Origin of the sequence: Psychrobacter sp. Marseille-P5312 (assembly GCF_900291405.1) — a bacterium.
GTDB classification, from domain to species: Bacteria; Pseudomonadota; Gammaproteobacteria; order Pseudomonadales; family Moraxellaceae; genus Psychrobacter; species Psychrobacter celer.
This window is the reverse complement of sequence record NZ_OLML01000001.1, coordinates 366552-385656: the sequence shown is the minus strand read 5'-3', so window position 1 is coordinate 385656 and position 19105 is coordinate 366552. Positions and strand designations below refer to the sequence as shown.

17 protein-coding genes are annotated in these 19105 nt (G+C 46.3%); 10 read left to right on the top strand and 7 right to left on the bottom strand.

What is annotated here, in order from left to right; all coding sequences use genetic code 11:
• Positions 1–17: 17 nt before the first annotated feature.
• Positions 18–878 (bottom strand): 5-formyltetrahydrofolate cyclo-ligase, encoded by an 861-nt coding sequence (locus C6W44_RS01670; RefSeq protein ID WP_227526321.1) that lies wholly within the window; start codon positions 876–878, stop codon positions 18–20.
• Between the two features lie 227 nt (positions 879–1105).
• Between C6W44_RS01670 and fumC the strand changes: the two genes are divergently transcribed.
• Complete coding sequence (gene fumC / locus C6W44_RS01665; RefSeq protein ID WP_105243962.1) at positions 1106–2506, top strand: class II fumarate hydratase; 1401 nt, start codon at positions 1106–1108, stop codon at positions 2504–2506.
• A 430-nt stretch (positions 2507–2936) separates the two neighbouring features.
• Here fumC and C6W44_RS01660 read toward each other — a convergent pair whose 3' ends face one another.
• The 5 genes from C6W44_RS01660 to C6W44_RS01640 form a co-directional block, all read right to left on the bottom strand.
• A complete protein-coding gene (locus tag C6W44_RS01660) occupies positions 2937–3365 on the bottom strand; it encodes an Hsp20/alpha crystallin family protein (RefSeq protein ID WP_105243961.1) in 429 nt (142 codons plus the stop codon).
• Between the two features lie 169 nt (positions 3366–3534).
• A complete protein-coding gene (locus C6W44_RS01655) occupies positions 3535–4347 on the bottom strand; it encodes a MipA/OmpV family protein (RefSeq protein ID WP_105246369.1) in 813 nt (270 codons plus the stop codon).
• Between the two features lie 186 nt (positions 4348–4533).
• On the bottom strand, positions 4534–5403 hold the full coding sequence (locus C6W44_RS01650) for a rhomboid family intramembrane serine protease (RefSeq protein ID WP_105246367.1): 870 nt from the start codon (positions 5401–5403) through the stop codon (positions 4534–4536).
• A gap of 140 nt (positions 5404–5543) precedes the next feature.
• Positions 5544–6734 carry an alpha-hydroxy acid oxidase gene (locus tag C6W44_RS01645; protein ID WP_105243960.1) on the bottom strand — a complete coding sequence of 397 codons (1191 nt, stop codon included), beginning with the start codon at positions 6732–6734 and terminating at the stop codon, positions 5544–5546.
• Positions 6735–6797: 63 nt separating this feature from the next.
• A complete protein-coding gene (locus tag C6W44_RS01640) occupies positions 6798–7136 on the bottom strand; it encodes a glutaredoxin family protein (protein ID WP_105243959.1) in 339 nt (112 codons plus the stop codon).
• 275 nt (positions 7137–7411) lie between these two features.
• On the opposite strand from C6W44_RS01640, the gene mtgA reads away from it, so the two are divergent.
• From mtgA to C6W44_RS01610, 6 genes are all read left to right on the top strand, one after another.
• Positions 7412–8101 (top strand): monofunctional biosynthetic peptidoglycan transglycosylase, encoded by a 690-nt coding sequence (mtgA, locus tag C6W44_RS01635; RefSeq protein ID WP_105243958.1) that lies wholly within the window; start codon positions 7412–7414, stop codon positions 8099–8101.
• A gap of 86 nt (positions 8102–8187) precedes the next feature.
• Positions 8188–10347 (top strand): polyphosphate kinase 1, encoded by a 2160-nt coding sequence (gene ppk1, locus C6W44_RS01630; RefSeq protein ID WP_227526459.1) that lies wholly within the window; start codon positions 8188–8190, stop codon positions 10345–10347.
• Between the two features lie 265 nt (positions 10348–10612).
• Complete coding sequence (locus C6W44_RS01625; RefSeq protein WP_105243957.1) at positions 10613–10801, top strand: hypothetical protein; 189 nt, start codon at positions 10613–10615, stop codon at positions 10799–10801.
• Positions 10802–11042: 241 nt separating this feature from the next.
• Positions 11043–11294 (top strand): hypothetical protein, encoded by a 252-nt coding sequence (locus C6W44_RS01620; RefSeq protein WP_100749811.1) that lies wholly within the window; start codon positions 11043–11045, stop codon positions 11292–11294.
• Positions 11295–11420: 126 nt separating this feature from the next.
• On the top strand, positions 11421–11858 hold the full coding sequence (locus C6W44_RS01615; RefSeq protein ID WP_227526320.1) for a hypothetical protein: 438 nt from the start codon (positions 11421–11423) through the stop codon (positions 11856–11858).
• Between the two features lie 70 nt (positions 11859–11928).
• Entirely contained in the window at positions 11929–12159 is a 231-nt protein-coding gene (locus C6W44_RS01610) for a hypothetical protein (protein ID WP_105243956.1), read from the top strand.
• On the opposite strand, the gene C6W44_RS01605 is transcribed toward C6W44_RS01610, so the two are convergent.
• Positions 12160–12861, bottom strand: a complete 702-nt coding sequence (locus tag C6W44_RS01605; protein WP_413772329.1) for a tRNA-(ms[2]io[6]A)-hydroxylase — start codon at positions 12859–12861, stop codon at positions 12160–12162.
• A 541-nt stretch (positions 12862–13402) separates the two neighbouring features.
• On the opposite strand from C6W44_RS01605, the gene C6W44_RS01600 reads away from it, so the two are divergent.
• From C6W44_RS01600 to C6W44_RS01590, 3 genes are all read left to right on the top strand, one after another.
• On the top strand, positions 13403–15601 hold the full coding sequence (locus tag C6W44_RS01600; protein WP_105243954.1) for a malate synthase G: 2199 nt from the start codon (positions 13403–13405) through the stop codon (positions 15599–15601).
• Positions 15602–16211: 610 nt separating this feature from the next.
• The gene (locus C6W44_RS01595) at positions 16212–17255 is read left to right on the top strand and encodes a porin (RefSeq protein ID WP_105243953.1); all 1044 of its coding nucleotides are present in this window, start codon (positions 16212–16214) and stop codon (positions 17253–17255) included.
• A 186-nt stretch (positions 17256–17441) separates the two neighbouring features.
• Positions 17442–19076 (top strand): CTP synthase, encoded by a 1635-nt coding sequence (locus C6W44_RS01590; RefSeq protein ID WP_105243952.1) that lies wholly within the window; start codon positions 17442–17444, stop codon positions 19074–19076.
• The last annotated feature ends 29 nt before the right edge of the window (positions 19077–19105 follow it).

The following is a 19105-nucleotide window of genomic DNA, read 5'->3' as shown; positions in this document are numbered from 1 at the left end:
CACTGTTATTATCACCCTCATCTATTGTCACCCTCATCAAAATCCCCTATCTCATTACCCAAACTATTCAAGAACTCGTCACTCTGCGCTAGCAGCTCATTCAAACGCGCCTCATTAATAACGCTTGATAGCTCATCAGAACTAAAGTTTTGTTCTTGACTGTAATAAAGCATTTCCCTAGCGTCATCATTACCTAGTGTTTGTAAATAAGTATCAACCGTATCGGCGCTAGAGGTTTCTAGTTCAGACTCATCAATATGAGTGGGTTTAAACCACCTTATGCCGTTTGGCGTAATTAAGCCATCTAATGGCACATCCCACGGCTGACGCGCTAATTGTTCAACCACTTGAAAGTCGTAGCACCAGCCAATTTTTAGCGGCCTTGAAGCGCCAGACTGATAGCTTCTTCCAAGAGTCGTATCATAAAAACCACCACCCATGCCCATACGATTGCCTTGTTTATCTACCGCTACGAGTGGACAGATTATGACGTCCAGTTCTGTTGCCCATAATAAATGCCGATGTCGGTTTTGCGGCATCCCTAAACGATGAATATAGGTCGGTACGTTGATAAGTTTTGAGTGATAAATAGGCACAAAGCGCAAGCGTTTATCGTCGTCTCCTTTATTGTCACGACCGAGCGAGCCGACCACTGGCAGATATGCCCGGTAGCCTGAGCGCTGACACCAGTCCAATAGTGGCTGAGTAGGAAGCTCACCAAAGCCATCATAATATAAGCCAATACGAGCACGCGGAGGCAAGCGTTGTTGCAATTTAACCAAGTGCAAACTTGCCATGCGTGCGTATTGTCTGCACTCACCATCTGTTAGTTGGCGGCGCAGGCGAGTAAACTGACGTCTAGGTGGATTGGTTGTCATAATAGTATTTACAGTATTGGTTAAAAAGATATGTGGCGATCAATCACTTTTACTTAGTATCTATTTGTTCAGTGTCTAGTAAGTATAAATACTCGCATCGGCTTGGAGAAATTTATGATAAGCCATGCTATCATAACCTCACTTTACAGCCTATTTTCCTTATGTGCAGCTTTAGTTGCACTTTTTATGATAAACCATTTATTAACTACTAATAAAAGAGGATCGTTATGTCACAAAATCAGGCCACCCGTACCGAAAAAGATACCATGGGCAATGTCGAAGTCCCAGCAGACGCTTATTGGGGCGCGCAAACCCAGCGTAGCCGCGAAAACTTCAAAATCGGTGGCGAGACCTTGCCGCGTCCGATGATTGAAGCGATGGCATTAGTCAAAAAGGCCGCTGCGATTACTAATGCTAGCCTAGAGCGTATCGAAGGCGATAAGCGCGATTTGATCGTGCAAGCCGCTGACGAAGTCATCAACGGCGGTCTTACCGATCAGTTTCCATTAGTCGTTTGGCAGACGGGTTCTGGTACGCAGTCGAACATGAACATGAACGAAGTCCTAGCCAACCGTGCCAATGAAATCGCAGGCTCTGAGCGTGGCACTTACGCACCGATTCATCCTAACGATCACGTCAATCACGCTCAGTCTACCAATGACAGCTTCCCAACGGCGATTCGTGTCGCTGCTGCGCGTCAGATCAATAGCCTACTTATCCCAGCGGTAAAAGCGCTACGTGATACCTTAGATAAAAAGTCCAAAGAGTTCGACAGCATCGTAAAAATCGGTCGTACGCATCTACAAGACGCGACGCCTTTGACCTTAGGCCAAGAGTTCAGCGGTTATGTCAGCCAGCTTGACCACGCGTTGACTCGTATAGACAACGCACTACAAGGCTTATATGAATTGCCACTAGGCGGCACAGCGGTTGGTACGGGTCTAAACGCTCATCCTGATTACGCAGTAAAAGCAGCTGAGCAATTAGCTGAGCTAACGGGCTTACCATTTGTCACATCCCCGAATAAATTTGAAGCACTAGCTGCTCGTGATGCCGAAGTATTTGCTTCTGGCGCACTCAAAACCCTAGCAGGTAGCCTCAATAAAATCGCTAACGACGTACGCTGGCTCGCTTCAGGTCCTCGTTGTGGTCTTGGCGAGCTGACCATTCCAGAAAACGAGCCAGGCTCATCTATCATGCCAGGTAAAGTAAACCCAACGCAGTCAGAAGCAATGACCATGGTTGTGGCGCAAGTGATGGGTAACGACACGACTATCAGCATGGCGGGCGCGTCAGGTAACTTTGAGCTCAACGTTTATAAGCCCGTGATTGCCTTTAACTTACTACAGTCCATCCAATTATTAGGCGATGCGTGCAATAGCTTTAATGACAACTGTGCGGTTGGTATCGAGCCTGTTAAAGAAAAAATCGATGACTTCTTGCATAATTCGCTCATGCTAGTGACCGCATTGAACCGTCATGTTGGTTATGAAAACGCAGCGAAAATCGCTAAGACGGCGTATAAGGAAAACAAAACGTTGAAGCAAGTCGCGGTTGAGCTCGATCTAATGACCGAAGCGCAGTTTGATGAGTGGGTCACGCCAGCGGATATGGTGCATCCTTCTTAATTTAGATTTTGTTTTGTATAAGTGAGTAGGGTGGGTTAGCAACAGTGTAACCCACCAACTTGATTTCAACGAAAAAGACCTTGCCACCCCTGATATGAGAATGTGGCAAGGTCTTTTTTATGCTTTATGCTTTTTGGAGCTATTCCCACTCGTTGGGATTTACGAAAATGTAAATCCCCTTGCACTCGGACGAAGTAGTACTTCGTTGTTTCCTCGCTCAGGGCTAGCGGTGACATCTCGTTTTTACATACAGGTAGCGTAGTTTAGATTTTGATTTTTTATAAAGCTTAAAAGGGTTTAATTCGTAGGTTGGTGTGGAGCTTGCGACACTCAACAAATGACCTAAACAGGGTGACACAAAAAAGAGCACATGAATCACTCATGTGCCCTAAATATCTTACTCAAAAATTTATTTCATACTTAACTATTTTTATTTAATCTCAAGCTTTTTGCGCTCTGAGCTGGTCTCTTTTGGTAGTACCAGTTTAAGAATGCCATTTTCGTATGATGCTTCTGCCGCCTCTACTTTTACCTTAGAAGGCAACTGGAAACTACGTGAGACTGAGCCAAAGTAGCGCTCACTACGCAGTATCTTATCGCCGTCTTTTTGCTCATCTTTTTGTGCAATCTCCGCGCTGATTGAGACGATATCTCCAGTTATCGACAGATCGATATCTTCTTTAGCAACGCCAGGTATTTCAGCATTGACATAAAACGCATCCTCTTTTTCACCAACATCAATCTTGATCTGGCTAGCGTTAGGAAGAGCATCACCGTGAAGTGGACGCATTAAAAAGCTAGGTGCCATCTCATCAAAGAAGTTGTCAAAGATTGAATTACGTGTGACTAGTTTACTCATAACATGCTCCTTATCATGGATTGGTTGTTGTTTATCTTACCTACTATATATATAAAGATGGGCTATAGAATTTCAAGAGTTAGAATCATAAAATTTATCTTGTATTTCTCACAAAAAAGCCAAGCAAAATGCTCAGCCTTTCCTAATTAAGTTTTTACAACATCAATCCCTAAAACTTATAAAGCAAACCAAGCGTCGTCGTAGCATCAGTACGCGAGTTGACCATTGGGCTGTCTTTTTGCTCATTTGGCAGATAGCTTAAGTTTTGGTTGGCAAAGCCTGCCCAGCGCTCATTGAAGTCATAGTTGGCACTGATATTGATATAAGGGTTTAAGCTTGAATTGGATTTATAAGCAGCAATGCCGGTCTTGGCAGATTCTTCTTCACTAACGCCATAATAATACTCGTTGTAATCTGCATCATGATACTCAAATCCTGCACTCGGATAGACGGTGAGCTTACCTTGAGTGATACGCGCCAGATAAGTCAGCCGCGCTGTGTTGCCGCCGCTACGATCCAATACGTCTGTTGCGATCTGCGCACGAAAACCCCCAACTGGCGTACGACGTAAATACGTCAAACCTGCCGCTGCCGAGGCTTTACGTTCATCTAGTCCTTGTAGCGCGCCGCGGGCATCATCAGGGTCAAACTCGCTACCAGACAGCTGCGCGTATGCCGAGAGCTGATTGGTACCATCATTGATGAGATAAGCACCAGCTTGAGCGCCGCGCGCATAGACTCTGTTGTTGTCATAAAACACGCCCGGCAGCACGCGTATATCAGTGCTGTCTTCCATATCATAGGCTGGATTGACGGCCATGACGTTGACGCCGACGCTAAGTACCGCGTCTGGATCGGTCGGTAAGTTGTTTTTAAAAATGGCGGCATGAGACATGCTGGCGACAGCCAGTAAGGCAGTAGCTGCCAAAGCGTTAAAGGTCATACGTGTAGCGACATGGGGTAGCGCAGATACATTAGACATGGTTTTTTTCTCATCAGTGGTTGGACTAGTAAATGGTGAAACGATATCGTCAAAATTTGAGCAAATAAAGATAAGCAAGATAAGTAAAAAAGTGCTGGTGAATAAATTGCACAAGCTGTTGGCACGCAGGCTGTTATCAACACTATTCATAGTGACGAATAGCCACGGCGCGCTACTCAATGAGCGCTATTCAATGGCGGCGAGCACTTGTAGTAGCTGCTGATGCATGTCTTGCCACCAGTAGGCAAAGCCAATACTCATGACGAGCATCACAAGCCAAGGGAGCATCTGCCATCGTATCGCAGGTTTTTTTGCCTTATTTGAGTCAGCAGGGTGATGACTATTATGATAGTTATTATACCCTGTATGCTGCTGATAAGTGGGATGGATGTGCAAGCTTGCATCAAAAGGCAGGCTTATTTGTGTGGCCTTGGCACGCTGACGATAGGCAATGGCAAAGGCCAGTGCAATCACCAAACCTGTCACCGCGCCGCCGATATGACCAGCATTGTCGATACCAGGGACAGCAAAACCATAGACCAAATTGATACCCATAATAAATATCAAACTTTTGAGATTAAGGACAAGGCTGTTGACTGAGATTTTGAATAAGGCGGCGATGAGTAACGCCGCCCCGATACCCATGATGCCACCAGAGGCACCTGCCGATATGCCAGGCTGTCCCGTGCCATCTAAAATCCCTTGCCAAGTGACATAGTTATTGAGTAAGTTGCCACCGATGGCTGCCAATAAAAACAACGCCAAAAACTTCGCGGAGCCAAACATCGGCTCGGCCACCTGACCGAAAAAATACATGGCAAACCCATTAAACAATAGATGCATCAAACCAATATGCAAAAACGCACTACTGAGCAGCCGCCATGGGTCGTCAGTCATGGTAAAGGGCAGCGCATTGGCGCCCCATTTGAGCAAATCCTCAGTCGAGGGGTTATTGGCATCGACGCCTGTCAGCACCTGCAGGAGAAACAGCCCAATAAAGCTGATTAACAGTAAGGTGGTCACAGGTGCTGTCTTTAACAGTTGTTGTATGGTCATAAGCGCCAGTTTTATTGACAAGTTATAAATAGAATAAATAAGCAGTAGAGATAACGATAAATAAAGCACAAAGACGATGCGTAGAGCAAGTCGTTTGCCAGCGTGCCCGTTTGTCAAACGGCGCTTGTATCAAAAACCAATCAGCCATCATGGCTCACTTTGAGGTTTTCGTACGTGCCTTTTACTAAGATGTCTTTTGTGACTGTGTTGATATCGGTATGACCACAAAATGCCATACTAATATCGCACTCGTTATAGATAAGCTCAAGCGCGCGGCGCACACCATCTTCGCCATAAGCGCCTAGCCCATACAGAAAAGCGCGGCCAATCATCGTGCCTTTTGCGCCCAAGGCGATGGCTTTTAGGACGTCTTGACCTGAGCGAATCCCGCTATCGAGCCACACCTCGATGTCGCTGTTTTCGGCATGGACTGCCTGTACGATGTCAGAGAGGGCAGAGATAGAAGACAGCGCCCCGTCCAACTGACGACCGCCATGGTTGGAGACGACCAGCGCATCGGCACCGCTACGGGCGGCGAGTATCGCATCTTCAGGCTCCATGATACCCTTTATAATCAGCTTACCGCCCCACATGTCTTTGATACGCGCCACATCGTCCCAGCTCAGACGCGGATCGAATTGCTCTGCCGTCCAAGCAGAGAGTGATGACAGATCCTCAACATTTTGTGCATGACCGACGATATTACCAAACGTGCGACGTTTGGTGCCGAGCATATTCATGCACCACTGCGGCTTGGTCATTAGGTTTAGGATATTGGTCAGTGTCGGTTTGGGCGGGGCAGAAAGTCCATTTTTGATGTCTTTGTGGCGCTGGCCGAGTACTTGCAAGTCGGCCGTTAAGATAAGCGCAGAGCAATTGGCGGCTTTGGCACGGCGAATCAGATTGGCCATAAAGTCTTGATCGCGCATGACGTATAGCTGAAACCAAAACGGCGCGGCGGTGTTTTCTGCCACATCCTCGATAGAGCAAATACTCATGGTCGACAACGAAAAGGGCACGCCAAATTTTTCAGCGGCGCGTGCGGCATGTATCTCACCATCGGCCCACATCATGCCAGTAAACCCCGTTGGGGCGATGGCTACAGGCATCTTGACTGGCTCACCGATCATACTCGTTGCCAGACTGCGATTATCCATATCGACCAATACGCGCTGGCGCAGCTTGATACGGTCAAAGTCAGTCTCGTTATTACGATAGGTGGTCTCAGTCCACGAGCCTGAATCGACATAGTCATAGAACATACGCGGCACTCTACGCTCAGCGACACGGCGCAAATTTTCAATATCGGTCACTTTTTTTAATTCAGTCATCTTTTTTAACTCTGGCAATTTTTTAATGTTGGGTGTGAGGCGTTTATAGATGTCTTGTTATTATTATGGCAAGCTGTCTTGCGACGGCGCAGACATAAATAACTGCTGCAAATCCAGCACCGAAAACGGATAATTTAAGCGTACTGTCGGTGTGATTATCACAGGAATGGTAGTGGCAAATGTCATCATCAGCGGCTCATCGAAGTCGGCAATATCGACATACTGATAGGTCAGCCGTTGTACGGTTTGAAACTGCGCGATGACTTGTTCAGCGACATCACACAGATGGCAGCCTGTGGTGCCAAGTAGCCACCAGTTATCGATATTTTCACTAGTGTCAAGGCTAGGGTTGGCGGCTACTATGCGTGCCCGCAGCTCTGCTATATTATTATCATAATCCATGTTTATACTCGTGCTCTATTGTTTATATCTAACGTTCTACTGCTGGCGCTTGTTTTTATGTGGGTGGCAACCGCTTCGTTTATTTGGATGGGTCATAAAAAAGCTTATTGTAAAAAGCTTATATTGCATTGTGCTACTGACATGATAAAGAAATGGGGTAAATAATGACAGCGATTATGAGATTAGGTAAGATGACCTGCTATTTGAGTTAACTGCTTGGGCTGTTTTTGGATAAGCGGCTACCTTTTATCTTTTTAATCACTTGGATATCGCGCATGGCAAGTTTTGGCACATTTATCAAACGAGTATTTTTGGCGTTCATGTTGTTGGTCGTGGTTTTTCATGTTTTGGTCGCAGGGCTATTATTGATTTGGAAAACCCAGCCCATTAACAACAGCATGTTTATGCTGACCCATCGTCTGACCGGCGGCGAGGTCACCCAAGAGTGGGTAGAATATGATCAAATTGCCAAGTCCGCCAAGCAAGCAGCGATCGTCAGTGAAGACTCGACTTTCAGTCAGCATAATGGCTTCGACATTAAAGGCATAAAAGAGGCGCAAAAGAAAAATGAAGCGTCAGGAAAAACGACAGCTGGCGGCTCGACCATCACGCAGCAGTTGGCCAAAAACCTGTTTTTGACCGCGCATCGCTCCTATATTCGTAAAGGCGAAGAGGCGATTATCACCGTGATGATAGAGACGTTGTGGGACAAACAGCGTATCTTGACCGCTTATCTTAACGTGGCTGAGTTTGGCGATGGTATTTACGGTATCGAGGCGGCTGCAAATCACTATTTTAATAAAACTGCGGCCAATCTCAACCGTGACGAGTCCGCGCTGCTCATCAGTATGCTGACCAATCCAAAATACTATGAAAACAACCAAGGTGATAGACGGCTACGTAACAAACAGCGTATCATCAAAAAACGCATGAAAAATGCAGTCTTACCACAATCAGCATCATGACGTATCGAGAAGGCAAAAGGAGTAGGGACGTGGCAGATACCAAAAGCAATGATAAGCAGCATCAGACTGACAATAGCGCCGCCGTGATGAGCATAAACGATGGGGCGCATGGGAAAAAAGAGGATGATCTCGTCCACATCGCATGGCAGCAGTTTGAAGATGGCAGTTATTCACCCAGCAGTTATATCAATCGCGACCTGTCTTTGTTGCAGTTTCATCTGCGTGTGTTAGCGCAGGCAGCCAGTCCTCGTCACCCACTGCTTGAGCGCTTGTTTTTTCTCATTATTTTTTCATCGAATCTCGATGAATTCTTTGAGATACGTGTCGCTGGTATTATGCAAAAGCTCAATATCGGTGATGTGTCGACCAGCGCGCACGGCATGCGGCCCAGTGAAGTGCTCAATGACATCTCTGCTGTGGCACATGAAGCCATCACTGAGCAGTATCGCATTCTCAATGAAGACATCTTGCCTGCGCTGGCCAAAGAAGACATCCGTTATCTCAAACGCGATGAGCTAAATAGCGAGCAGTCGGCATGGATGAAGCGTTATTTTACCGAACAAGTCTCGCCTGTACTGACGCCGATTAGTATTGATCCTGCCCACCCGTTTCCGCGTTTGGTCAATAAAAGCCTCAACTTTATCGCTACCCTAGAGGGCAAAGATGCCTTTGGTCGTGATATCAATCTCGCCATCGTTCCCGCGCCGCGCAGTCTCCCACGCGTCATACGCTTACCTGATGAGCTGACTGGCGGCAAAGAGCATCACGTCATGCTATCGGCCATTATTCATGAGCATATTGGCGAGCTGTTTCCGGGGATGAATGTCACCGGCTGTCATCAGTTTCGACTGACGCGTAATGCGGACTTAGACCTAGCGGACGATGTCGAGGATATCGCCAAAGCGTTAGAGGGTGAGCTTGAAAACCGCCGCTTCGGTGATAAGGTGCGCCTTGAGGTCACCACCGACTGCCCAACGCCCATCAGCGACTATCTGCTCAATGAGTTTGAGCTGCACGACAATCAGCTGTACCGTGTCAACGGGCCGGTCAACCTCACGCGTTTATTGTTCGACTTTAATATACCAGCACTGCGCTATCAGCCCTTTACGCAAGCGATACCCAAAGCGTTTCGCCGCGAAGAAAAAAAGCTGGACAAAACCAGTAGCATGTTTGCTGCCATGCGCAAAAGCGATGTACTGGTGCATCACCCTTTTCATTCATTCTCGCCTGTCGTCAACCTATTATGGCAAGCCGCCAACGACCCAAAAGTTTTGGCAATCAAGCAAACGCTGTACCGCTCAGGCACCAATTCAGAAATCGTCAAAGCGCTGGCCGCTGCTGCTCGAAATGGCAAAGAAGTCACTGCCGTCATCGAGCTGCGCGCCCGTTTTGATGAAGCCTCAAACATCGCAGTCGCCAATTATCTACAAGAAGCAGGGGCGGTGGTGGTGTATGGCATCGTCGGCTACAAAACCCATGCCAAACTGATGCTAATCATACGCCGCGAGGATGATCGCATTCGCCGCTATGTACACCTAGGGACAGGTAACTACCATGCCGCCAATGCTAAGGTCTATACCGACTACGGCTTGTTTACCGCCGATCCTGATATCTCAGAAGACGTGCACAAGATATTCCAGGAGCTAACGGGTATGGGCAAGCCTGCCAATCTCAAAAAACTACTGCATGCGCCCTTTACCTTGCATGATAAGTTGATGAGCTTTATCGATGATGAGATCGCTCACGCAAAGGCAGGCAAACGTGCTCATATCATGGTCAAGGTCAATGCTCTGACGGAGCGTCGCCTGATCGCCAAGCTCTATGACGCCTCTCAAGCAGGGGTAAAAATCGAGCTGATTTTGCGCTCAATGTGCTGTTTGCGTCCACAGGTCAAAGGTTTGTCGGAAAACATCACGGTACGCTCGGTGATTGGCCGGTTTTTAGAGCACACGCGCATTTACTATTTTTATAATAACGGTGATGAGCGTCTGTATTGTGGTAGTGCCGACTGGATGGATCGTAACTTGTTTCACCGCGTCGAAGTGGCGTTTCCGATTGAAGATAAAAAACTGTTTCAGCAGATATATCAAGATGGCTTGATTAACTACTTACAAGACAATACCCAAGCGTGGACACTCAATGGCGACGGCGTCTGGCAGCAACTACAGCCCGCTGCTGGTACGCCGCCACATGCTGCCCAAGAGCATTTATTAACGCTCATCAACGGGGTAGAGGCGTCGTCTTAACAGCCCTCTAATACTGACTCAAACCAAACGCTGGCTATACTGGCGTTTGGTTTTTTTGTGGGTGCATTTGGGTACTGTTATTTGCATGCTGCTGGCAGGAAGTTACAAACTGTCTTGTAACCTCACATTTATTCACACATTGATACCGCAGCACACTGGTGTCTGGCCGAGCCTTGTTTCTATAATAAAAATACACTCAATCATAAAAGCATAGAACGTAAACGTAAAAGTCAATCATAAAAACATAGGAAAAGAGGAAGCATCTATGAGTAATCACGATACGACGCCTGATAATTCTGATACAAAATCAGACATCAAAAAAGCAGCCGAACAGGCAGACAGTCAAAAGATTCAGCAAAACCTCAAAGAAGATAAGAGAGTCGATGCACCTGAACAGCTAAGCGAAGAAGAGCAAACCGCCTTTATCGAAGAGGATTTGCGTACCGATAAATAAGAGGATAACAAATAACAGGATAAATAGTTATTCCACTTAGTAGGGCGTGTCGTCATGTTAAGAATGGTGATAAAAATGAGATAAGTCGCCGTCAAACAAGGAAGATAGCGCAGGTAATATGGAGATATTAGTTAGCTATTTGACAGCGTTTGGCCAGATCTAGCCATTTTTTAGCCCATTTAGATGACTATCGATTGAATTGAGGACACGTCCACGCCAATACATACGTGAGGGATATAGCATGTCAGACAATACACGCCCAAATAATGAAGAAGCAGTACCGATCCACGACCCTGCCATCAAGCAGCCAGACAACCCAAAAGGCAGCTATGAAGGCCGAAAATACCAGCCAAATATAGATGGGCCAGAGCAAGCCTCACAGGAGACAGACGAGGTCTATGTCGACCCGCGTAAAGAAGAGAACCTACCTGATGGCGGCAAAAACGTGGCTGATCTCAATGCTCATGATTTGAGCCAAAAAGGCAACGAATAATTCGTTGTCAATGTAGGTTAGACCTATATAAGCTATTGTGAGACATAAGGTCGAGTGTTGAGCATGTTATTTTGTGGCCATGCAAAAGAAGTACTACGACCATAAAGTATTAATGAAAAAGTATTAATGAAAAACAATAACGATAAAAAAGACAAGGATAAGATGATGCAAACCAAAGATCCAGCATTAACCAAAACGCCCATAGATAATCATAAAGATCATAAAGACGCGCTTGGTCGCCACGATATGAGCAATAATGGCAAAAAACATGATATCGAAAATCATGAGATTGAAGAGAACACGACAGAGAATAAAGGCACAGATACCTTTGAAGAGGGCATCGTAGAGACAGAGCATGTCAATGACGATGATAACCCTGCGCGCCAGCCAGATCGACGTGATCAAAAAGGTACTGCGTTTGATGATAACGTCAATGAAAGGACCGTCAGTAGCGAAGCCCCTGATAGCCATAAGATTAACAATAAAAATCGCTATGCCACTGTCGATAATGCCCAGACACGGGTGTTAAACCCTGACGAAAAAGACCAAAAGAAAGACAGATAGTTTTTTTATGATCTAGGCACGTCCTTCATTCACTTGATTTACTTTGATCTTTCTATCATAAGGAAATGCTATGAATAACCCCAATGATCACTCATCAAAACCAGCAGAGACAGCGCAATCGCCAAGACACCAGCAGCATGAACTAAAAGATGCTGACGACAATGACGGTATCGTGCCTGATGATGCGCTGCAAAAAGCCAATCCTGCGGCTGCAGAGCGTGTCACAGATGATCACGACCCGCATCACGTCGCCAAAGACCATAAGCAGTATGATAGCCCGCTGATGGAAGACGATAAATAGTTAAGCGGGCGAGCCACTATGGAACCGTAGCTCGGCATCAGGGCTGGTGATAAGCTCTGCTTCTACTTCTCTAAAAAATGCCACTCGCTCATCGATAGCCTCTGTCGATAGTGACTGTGCCAATGCCAAATAATCCTCAAAATGACGACTCTCTGATTTGAGCAAATAGCGATAGTATTTTGCTAATCGCTCATCATTAATCACCTCAGCCAATGCTGCAAAGCGCTCACAAGAGCGCGCTTCGATAAACGCGCCGATGATTAGCACATCGATCATTGCCGCAGGCTCATAAGTGCGCTTATGCTTGAGCATGCCTTTGGCATAGCGCCCCGCACTCAAGTACCGCCATTCTTGACCGCGCTCATTCATGATACCCAGCACTTGCTCATAGTGCAGCATCTCCTCACGTATCAGCTGCGCCAATTTACGCTGCAAATCATAAGAAAACTCATAGCGAAACAGTAGGTTCATCGCGGTGCCAGCGGCTTTTTTTTCGCAGTTGGCATGATCTTGAATGATCAAAGGTAGGTCAGCGATAGCGGCGGCTACCCAATCTGGCGTGGTACGTGCGCCCAAAAAACCATAAACTGCAGATAAATCTACTTTGTTCGGTGTGCGCAGCTGCGAGATATCTACACTGTCTTCTTCTGTACTGCTTTCTACTGTAGTGTCGTCATTTATAGCATGGGAATTGGTTGGCATGGTCGGTTTACTCATAGTCTGTGTCATGGTCAAAAAGTATTAGATAAGATAAAAGGTTGTTTTACAGGTTTGGGTTTGCCGCCTGAGCTTATTAAGTATTAAGTATCATTTTTATACTGAGCTGACTATATAAAAGCTTAAGAAAACGATTACCACGATTTGAGGATAAACAGCCTTAGCGCTGATAGGCTGTAGGGTATCATTATTATACAACCCCAGTATTTACTTGGTGAATGGTGTTTTCTTGTTTATTTCTTTATTTGATAGTAGGATGATATTTTGTTTAGGCGGCATTTTGTTTGATGACTCAATAAAGGAGCGATCAAGGAGCAATGAGCGCCCGCTCGAGATGGCAAACATTATAACAACTGCCAGCGCGATATAAAGCAGATATCACTATCGACGAAAAGGCACAGCCATCACGCAGATCACCTGCTCATATCAAGGACGCGCCATTTTAGAGAAATGCACGCCATCTACTACCGCTATAGTGGTAGCAACTTCGTAGGTACACCCATCACAGATAGATAAGGATAACAGCATGAGCCAATCTTCTAACGCCAATCGGATTCAAAAAGGTATTCTTGCCATCGACCAGCAGTTGTATGACTTTATCGAAAACGAAGTGCTGCCAAAAGTCGGTGTGGACTCAGACAGTTATTGGTCAGGTTTTGAAAAGGTTATTAAAGAGTTCACGCCGCGCAACAAAGCGCTGCTTGCGACTCGTGACAGCATTCAAGCGCAAATCGATCAATGGCATCTAGACAATCCTACCAAAGAAGGTGAGATTGACTTCCCAGCTTACAAGGCTTTTTTGCAAGAAATTGGCTATTTGTTACCAGAAGGCGATGACTTTACGGTAAGCACCCAAAACGTCGATGACGAGATTGCTCATATTGCAGGTCCACAGCTAGTTGTCCCTGTACGCAACGCGCGCTATGCGCTAAATGCCACCAACGCCCGTTGGGGTAGCTTGTACGATGCTTTATATGGCACCGATGTCATCAGCGATGAAAATGGTCAAGAAGCAGGCAGCAGCTATAATCCCACGCGCGGCGCGGCCGTTGTCGCTTATGCCAAAGCCTTTTTGGACGAGCATTTTGCGCTAGCCTCAGGCTCTTATACCGATGTCACAGGCTTTAAAGTCGTCGATGGCAAGCTGGAAGTCAAGCTGGGCGATAGCAGCACTGAGCTAAAAGACGCCGAAAAATTCGTCGGTTATGTCGGCGAGGCAGATAGCCCCTCTGGTATTTTGCTCAAAAACAATGGCCTACACGCAGAGATTCAAATCGATGCCAGCCATCCAGTAGGTAAAGATGACCCAGCAAACATCAAAGACGTACTATTAGAGTCTGCCATTACCGCGATTCAAGACTGCGAAGATTCAATCGCTGCGGTCGATGCCGAAGAAAAAGTCGAAGTGTATCGCAACTGGCTAGGTTTGATGAATGGCGATTTGCAAGAGACGTTTGAAAAAGGTGGTAAAACCCGCACCCGTAAGCAAAACCCAGATCGTGAGTACACCACACCAGAGGGCGGCACGCTGATCTTACCCGGTCGCTCACTGCTTTTGATTCGTAACGTTGGTCACTTGATGCAAAACCCAGCGATTTTGGTCGATTTGGGCAATGGTCAAGAGCAAATCTTTGAAGGCTTGATGGATGGTTTGATTACACCGCTGTTGACGCTAAACGATCTAAAAGGCAAAAACGCGCTATCAAACTCACGCAAAGGCTCGATGTATATCGTCAAGCCAAAAATGCATGGCCCTGATGAAGTCAAAATGGCCAATGATTTGTTTAATGCGGTAGAGGATTTGCTCGGTCTAGAGCGCCATACGCTCAAGATAGGTATCATGGATGAAGAGCGCCGCATGACGGTAAACCTAAAAGAAGCCATCCGCCAAGCCAAAGAGCGCGTTATCTTTATTAATACCGGCTTCTTGGATCGTACAGGCGACGAGATGCATACCAGTATGAATGCTGGCCCATTTGTACCAAAAGGCGAGATGAAGTCGCAAGCATGGCAGCCCGCCTATGAGCAGTGGAACGTCGATATCGGCCTAGAAACTGGCCTGCAGGGTGTGGCGCAGATTGGTAAAGGGATGTGGGCCAAGCCTGATGAGATGAAAGAGATGTTAGAGACCAAGGCGGCGCATCCAAAATCTGGTGCCAGTACCGCTTGGGTACCATCACCGACAGGCGCCACCTTACATAGCATGCATTATCATCAAGTCAATGTCGCCGAGGTACAAGACAGCCTAAAATCACGCGAGCGTGCTAGCCTAGACGATATCTTGACCATTCCATTGGCCAAAGACCCCAACTGGACAGAGGAAGAGAAGCAGCAAGAGCTGGACAACAACGCGCAGGGTATCTTAGGGTACGTGGTACGCTGGGTAAACCAAGGCGTCGGTTGCTCAAAAGTGCCTGACATCAACGATGTGGGCCTGATGGAAGACCGTGCGACTTTGCGTATCTCAAGCCAGCATATCGCCAACTGGTTGCATCACGGTGTGGTCAGCGAGCAGCAAGTCATGGATACCATGAAGCGTATGGCGAAGATCGTCGATGAACAAAACGCCGGCGACAGTAGCTATCAGCCTATGGCAAACAACTTTGAGCAGTCTTATGCCTTTAAAGCCGCCTGTGACCTCGTCTTTAAAGGACGCGAGCAGCCAAGCGGCTACACTGAGCCACTATTGCACCAAGCACGCTTGGATCTAAAAGCCAACGTCTAAGCCTCTGTGCTTCACTGTCCTATTGCATCGGCATAAAAGCTGTGTCGATGCATGTATATATTGCTACATGGCTATATTGACCCAGTGTCGATAGTAGATAGCGATAATGCTATTTCGCTTATAAGCGCTACTTATCAGTGAATAAGTAGTGCTTTATTTTTGTACACAATACAGGGGGCATAATCGAATGGTTTGTCATAAAACTTACGATAAACCATTGGTATTTAAGCGCATTGTATAGCCATTTTTTTCAACGCCTGAGCGCTATAAAAGATATGGAGTGCGCCAGATATCGCGTTAAAAGTACAAAAAAATATGTTGCAAATTATGTCAAAGTTGTTATGCTTGTAATCGAAGTATGAGTTTGGTAACGGATGTTACGCAGCAGAAGGATAAAGACCAACGTTTACATGACAGTTACTTTTTTTGATGCTGGTTATGTAAGTCATGGTTTTTTCATCTTACTGTAATAAAACTTCGCCACACTTGTTTCTGACTAATCTCGGTAGCCAGTTACACATTATATCTTTGAGGATTTGTGACGATACCAATATGGGCGCTAGCTAATAATAGCTTGCTCATTACTACAATTGTAAAGTGGAGATACCCCATGAAAAAACTACTTTTAGCTACAGCCGTTGCTGCTCTATCTGTTTCTGCAGCCAATGCCGCTCCTACCTTATATGGTAAAGCATTTGTTACTGCTGACTATGTAAATGCCGAAGTTGATTACCCAAATGGTGATGCTCGTGCAGACAGAGAGTCTGACTCAGTACAGATCAACTCTAACTCTTCACGTATCGGTATCAAAGGCTCTGAAGCTATGACGGCAAATACTGACGTTATCTATCAGCTAGAGTACGGCACCAGTGTTGATGGTGATAGCAATGGTTTTAAAAACCGTGATACGTATCTTGGTGTCGTGAACAAAAACTTTGGTGAATTCCGTGCTGGTAAAAACCAATCTACTTTAGATTATGTAAATAACGTAGTCGTTAACGATGGTTATTGGGATAACCTAGGTGGCAATAAACTTGAAGAGGGCGAAAACTATGGTGGTTTGAATATGGCTGATAGTAGCCGTATCAACAGCTCAGTTATTTGGATGTCTCCAAAGTACGATAACCTACCATTACAACTTTCTGTCATGTATAGTGCTGACGAAAGCTTTGTAACGGATAGTGATGATCGTAATAGTGGCTTTGGTGCTGCGCTAATGTTTGACCAAGGTACTGGCTTCACTGCTGGTGTAGCGTACGATAAAGACCAAAACATCAATGGTGATATCGTCCGTGGTACAGCGACTGTGGATCTAGGTAAATACATGGCAGCTCCTGTAACATTAGGTGCTCTATATCAAGTAGCTGATTTTGACTATGAGGGTGATACCGAAAAAGAGAAAGGTCTAGTAGTTAGTGGTGCATTAGGCTTATCTAACTTTGCTCGTCCAGCAACTGTTTATGTTCAGTACAACAAAACTGACAACCTAGATGGTGTTGACAACTTTGATTCAGACCAAATCGTTGTTGGTGGTAAATACTACTATCAAGATAATATGATTGTACATGCTTATGCTGGTAATAACTCAGCTGACCTTGGCAATACTGATGCTGACGTACTAGCTATCGGTGGCGGTCTAGAATACAAATTCTAATCTAACCATTAGAATCTAAATAAAAAACTCATCCTTCGGGGTGGGTTTTTTTGTTGTATGTATTATTTGTGACAAAAGTCTACCGCTGAGGTAGAAAATAAGAGTTTCAGACAGTTTGCATTTTTGCCCTATATTTTATGCCGTATTTTTAGTAAAATCCTTCTTTACCAATTGTTGATGAGTACTATGACCAAGTTTATATTTGTGACCGGTGGGGTAGTGTCCTCACTAGGAAAAGGTATTACCGCAGCCTCTCTTGCCGCAGTCCTTGAAGCACGTGGCGTGAGCGTGACGATGACCAAAATGGATCCGTATATCAACGTCGATCCAGGCACGATGAGCCCATTTCAGCATGGTGAGGTGTTTGTCACCGAAGATGGCGCAGAGACGGATTTGGATTTGGGCTATTATGAGCGCTTCTTACGCCACTCTAAGATGAGTAAGAGCAACAACTTTACCAGTGGTCGTATCTATCAAAACGTGCTAAACAAAGAGCGCCGCGGTGAGTATCTGGGTGGTACCGTGCAGGTCATCCCGCACATCACTGATGAAATAAAAAGTAAGATTCTTGCCAGTGGCGAAGGCTACGATATCGCCATCATCGAGATTGGCGGTACAGTCGGTGACATCGAGTCGCTGCCATTTATGGAAGCGGTACGTCAGATGCAAGTAGAGCTTGGTCGCAATCGCGCTATGCTCATGCATCTAACGCTGGTGCCTTATATCGCTAGTGCCGGCGAAACCAAAACCAAGCCGACCCAGCATTCGGTCAAAGAGCTACGCTCTATCGGTCTGCAGCCAGATATTCTCATCTGCCGCTCTGAGCACCATATCTCGCAAGACAACCGCCGCAAGATTGCGCTGTTTACCAATGTCGAAGAGCGCGCAGTCATCATGTGTGAAGATGCCCAAAGCATCTATCAAATCCCGCGCATTCTACATGAGCAAGATCTTGACGATCTAATCTGTGAGCGTTTTGGTCTTGATGTACCAGAAGCGGATTTGAGCGATTGGGACAAAGTGGTCGAAGCCCAGCTCAACCCTCAAGCGGTAGTGACGGTGGCGATGGTCGGCAAATATGTCGAGTTACCAGACGCTTATAAGTCGATCAACGAAGCGTTGCTACATGCCGGTATCGTGCATCAGTCAGATGTCAAAATTGACTATATCGATGCTGAGCTACTAGAGACGGACGATGAGCTGTATGCGCGTCTAAACGACGCCGATGCGATTTTGGTCCCAGGTGGTTTTGGTGAGCGCGGTACCACTGGTAAAATGAGAGCCATCACTTACGCCCGCGAAAATAAAGTGCCGTATCTGGGTATCTGTCTGGGTATGCAGTTGGCGGTGATTGAATACGCCCGTAATGTGCTGCATATCGATGCCAACTCTTCTGAGTTTCATCGTACTACCGCTGAGCCTATCATCGGTCTGATCACTGAATGGCTAGATGAGCGCGGCGAGCTACAGATTCGTAGCGATGACTCAGACCTTGGCGGTACGATGCGCCTAGGCGCGCAGCAAGCAGAATTGGTCGCTGGTAGCAAGCTATCACAGATTTATGGCACCAAAAACATCACTGAGCGTCATCGCCATCGTTATGAGATGAACAATCGTTACATCGAGCCACTAGAGCAAGCCGGTATGAGTATCTCGGGTTATTCTGCCAAACAGCATTTGGTTGAGTCGGTTGAGATTGCAGATCATCCATGGTTTATCGCGGTACAGTTCCATCCTGAGTTTACCAGCTCGCCTCGTGGTGGCCATCCGCTGTTTAATAGCTTTGTCAAAGCGGCAAAAAACCATAGCGAAACGAAGTAGCCGTTAGCGTAGTAGGAAGTAACCGCTGC

What these genes read in the sequence shown, in the direction of transcription:
- C6W44_RS01590 (WP_105243952.1), top strand. Translation starts at nt 17,442, where the DNA reads ATGACCAAGTTTATATTTGTGACCGGTGGGGTAGTGTCCTCACTAGGA.
- C6W44_RS01660 (WP_105243961.1), bottom strand. Translation starts at nt 3,365, where the DNA reads ATGAGTAAACTAGTCACACGTAATTCAATCTTTGACAACTTCTTTGAT.
- mtgA (WP_105243958.1), top strand. Translation starts at nt 7,412, where the DNA reads ATGGCAAGTTTTGGCACATTTATCAAACGAGTATTTTTGGCGTTCATG.
- C6W44_RS01625 (WP_105243957.1), top strand. Translation starts at nt 10,613, where the DNA reads ATGAGTAATCACGATACGACGCCTGATAATTCTGATACAAAATCAGAC.
- fumC (WP_105243962.1), top strand. Translation starts at nt 1,106, where the DNA reads ATGTCACAAAATCAGGCCACCCGTACCGAAAAAGATACCATGGGCAAT.
- C6W44_RS01650 (WP_105246367.1), bottom strand. Translation starts at nt 5,403, where the DNA reads ATGACCATACAACAACTGTTAAAGACAGCACCTGTGACCACCTTACTG.
- C6W44_RS01605 (WP_413772329.1), bottom strand. Translation starts at nt 12,861, where the DNA reads ATGCCAACCAATTCCCATGCTATAAATGACGACACTACAGTAGAAAGC.
- ppk1 (WP_227526459.1), top strand. Translation starts at nt 8,188, where the DNA reads ATGAGCATAAACGATGGGGCGCATGGGAAAAAAGAGGATGATCTCGTC.
- C6W44_RS01640 (WP_105243959.1), bottom strand. Translation starts at nt 7,136, where the DNA reads ATGGATTATGATAATAATATAGCAGAGCTGCGGGCACGCATAGTAGCC.
- C6W44_RS01595 (WP_105243953.1), top strand. Translation starts at nt 16,212, where the DNA reads ATGAAAAAACTACTTTTAGCTACAGCCGTTGCTGCTCTATCTGTTTCT.
- C6W44_RS01655 (WP_105246369.1), bottom strand. Translation starts at nt 4,347, where the DNA reads ATGTCTAATGTATCTGCGCTACCCCATGTCGCTACACGTATGACCTTT.
- C6W44_RS01620 (WP_100749811.1), top strand. Translation starts at nt 11,043, where the DNA reads ATGTCAGACAATACACGCCCAAATAATGAAGAAGCAGTACCGATCCAC.
- C6W44_RS01600 (WP_105243954.1), top strand. Translation starts at nt 13,403, where the DNA reads ATGAGCCAATCTTCTAACGCCAATCGGATTCAAAAAGGTATTCTTGCC.
- C6W44_RS01645 (WP_105243960.1), bottom strand. Translation starts at nt 6,734, where the DNA reads ATGACTGAATTAAAAAAAGTGACCGATATTGAAAATTTGCGCCGTGTC.
- C6W44_RS01610 (WP_105243956.1), top strand. Translation starts at nt 11,929, where the DNA reads ATGAATAACCCCAATGATCACTCATCAAAACCAGCAGAGACAGCGCAA.
- C6W44_RS01670 (WP_227526321.1), bottom strand. Translation starts at nt 878, where the DNA reads ATGACAACCAATCCACCTAGACGTCAGTTTACTCGCCTGCGCCGCCAA.
- C6W44_RS01615 (WP_227526320.1), top strand. Translation starts at nt 11,421, where the DNA reads ATGAAAAACAATAACGATAAAAAAGACAAGGATAAGATGATGCAAACC.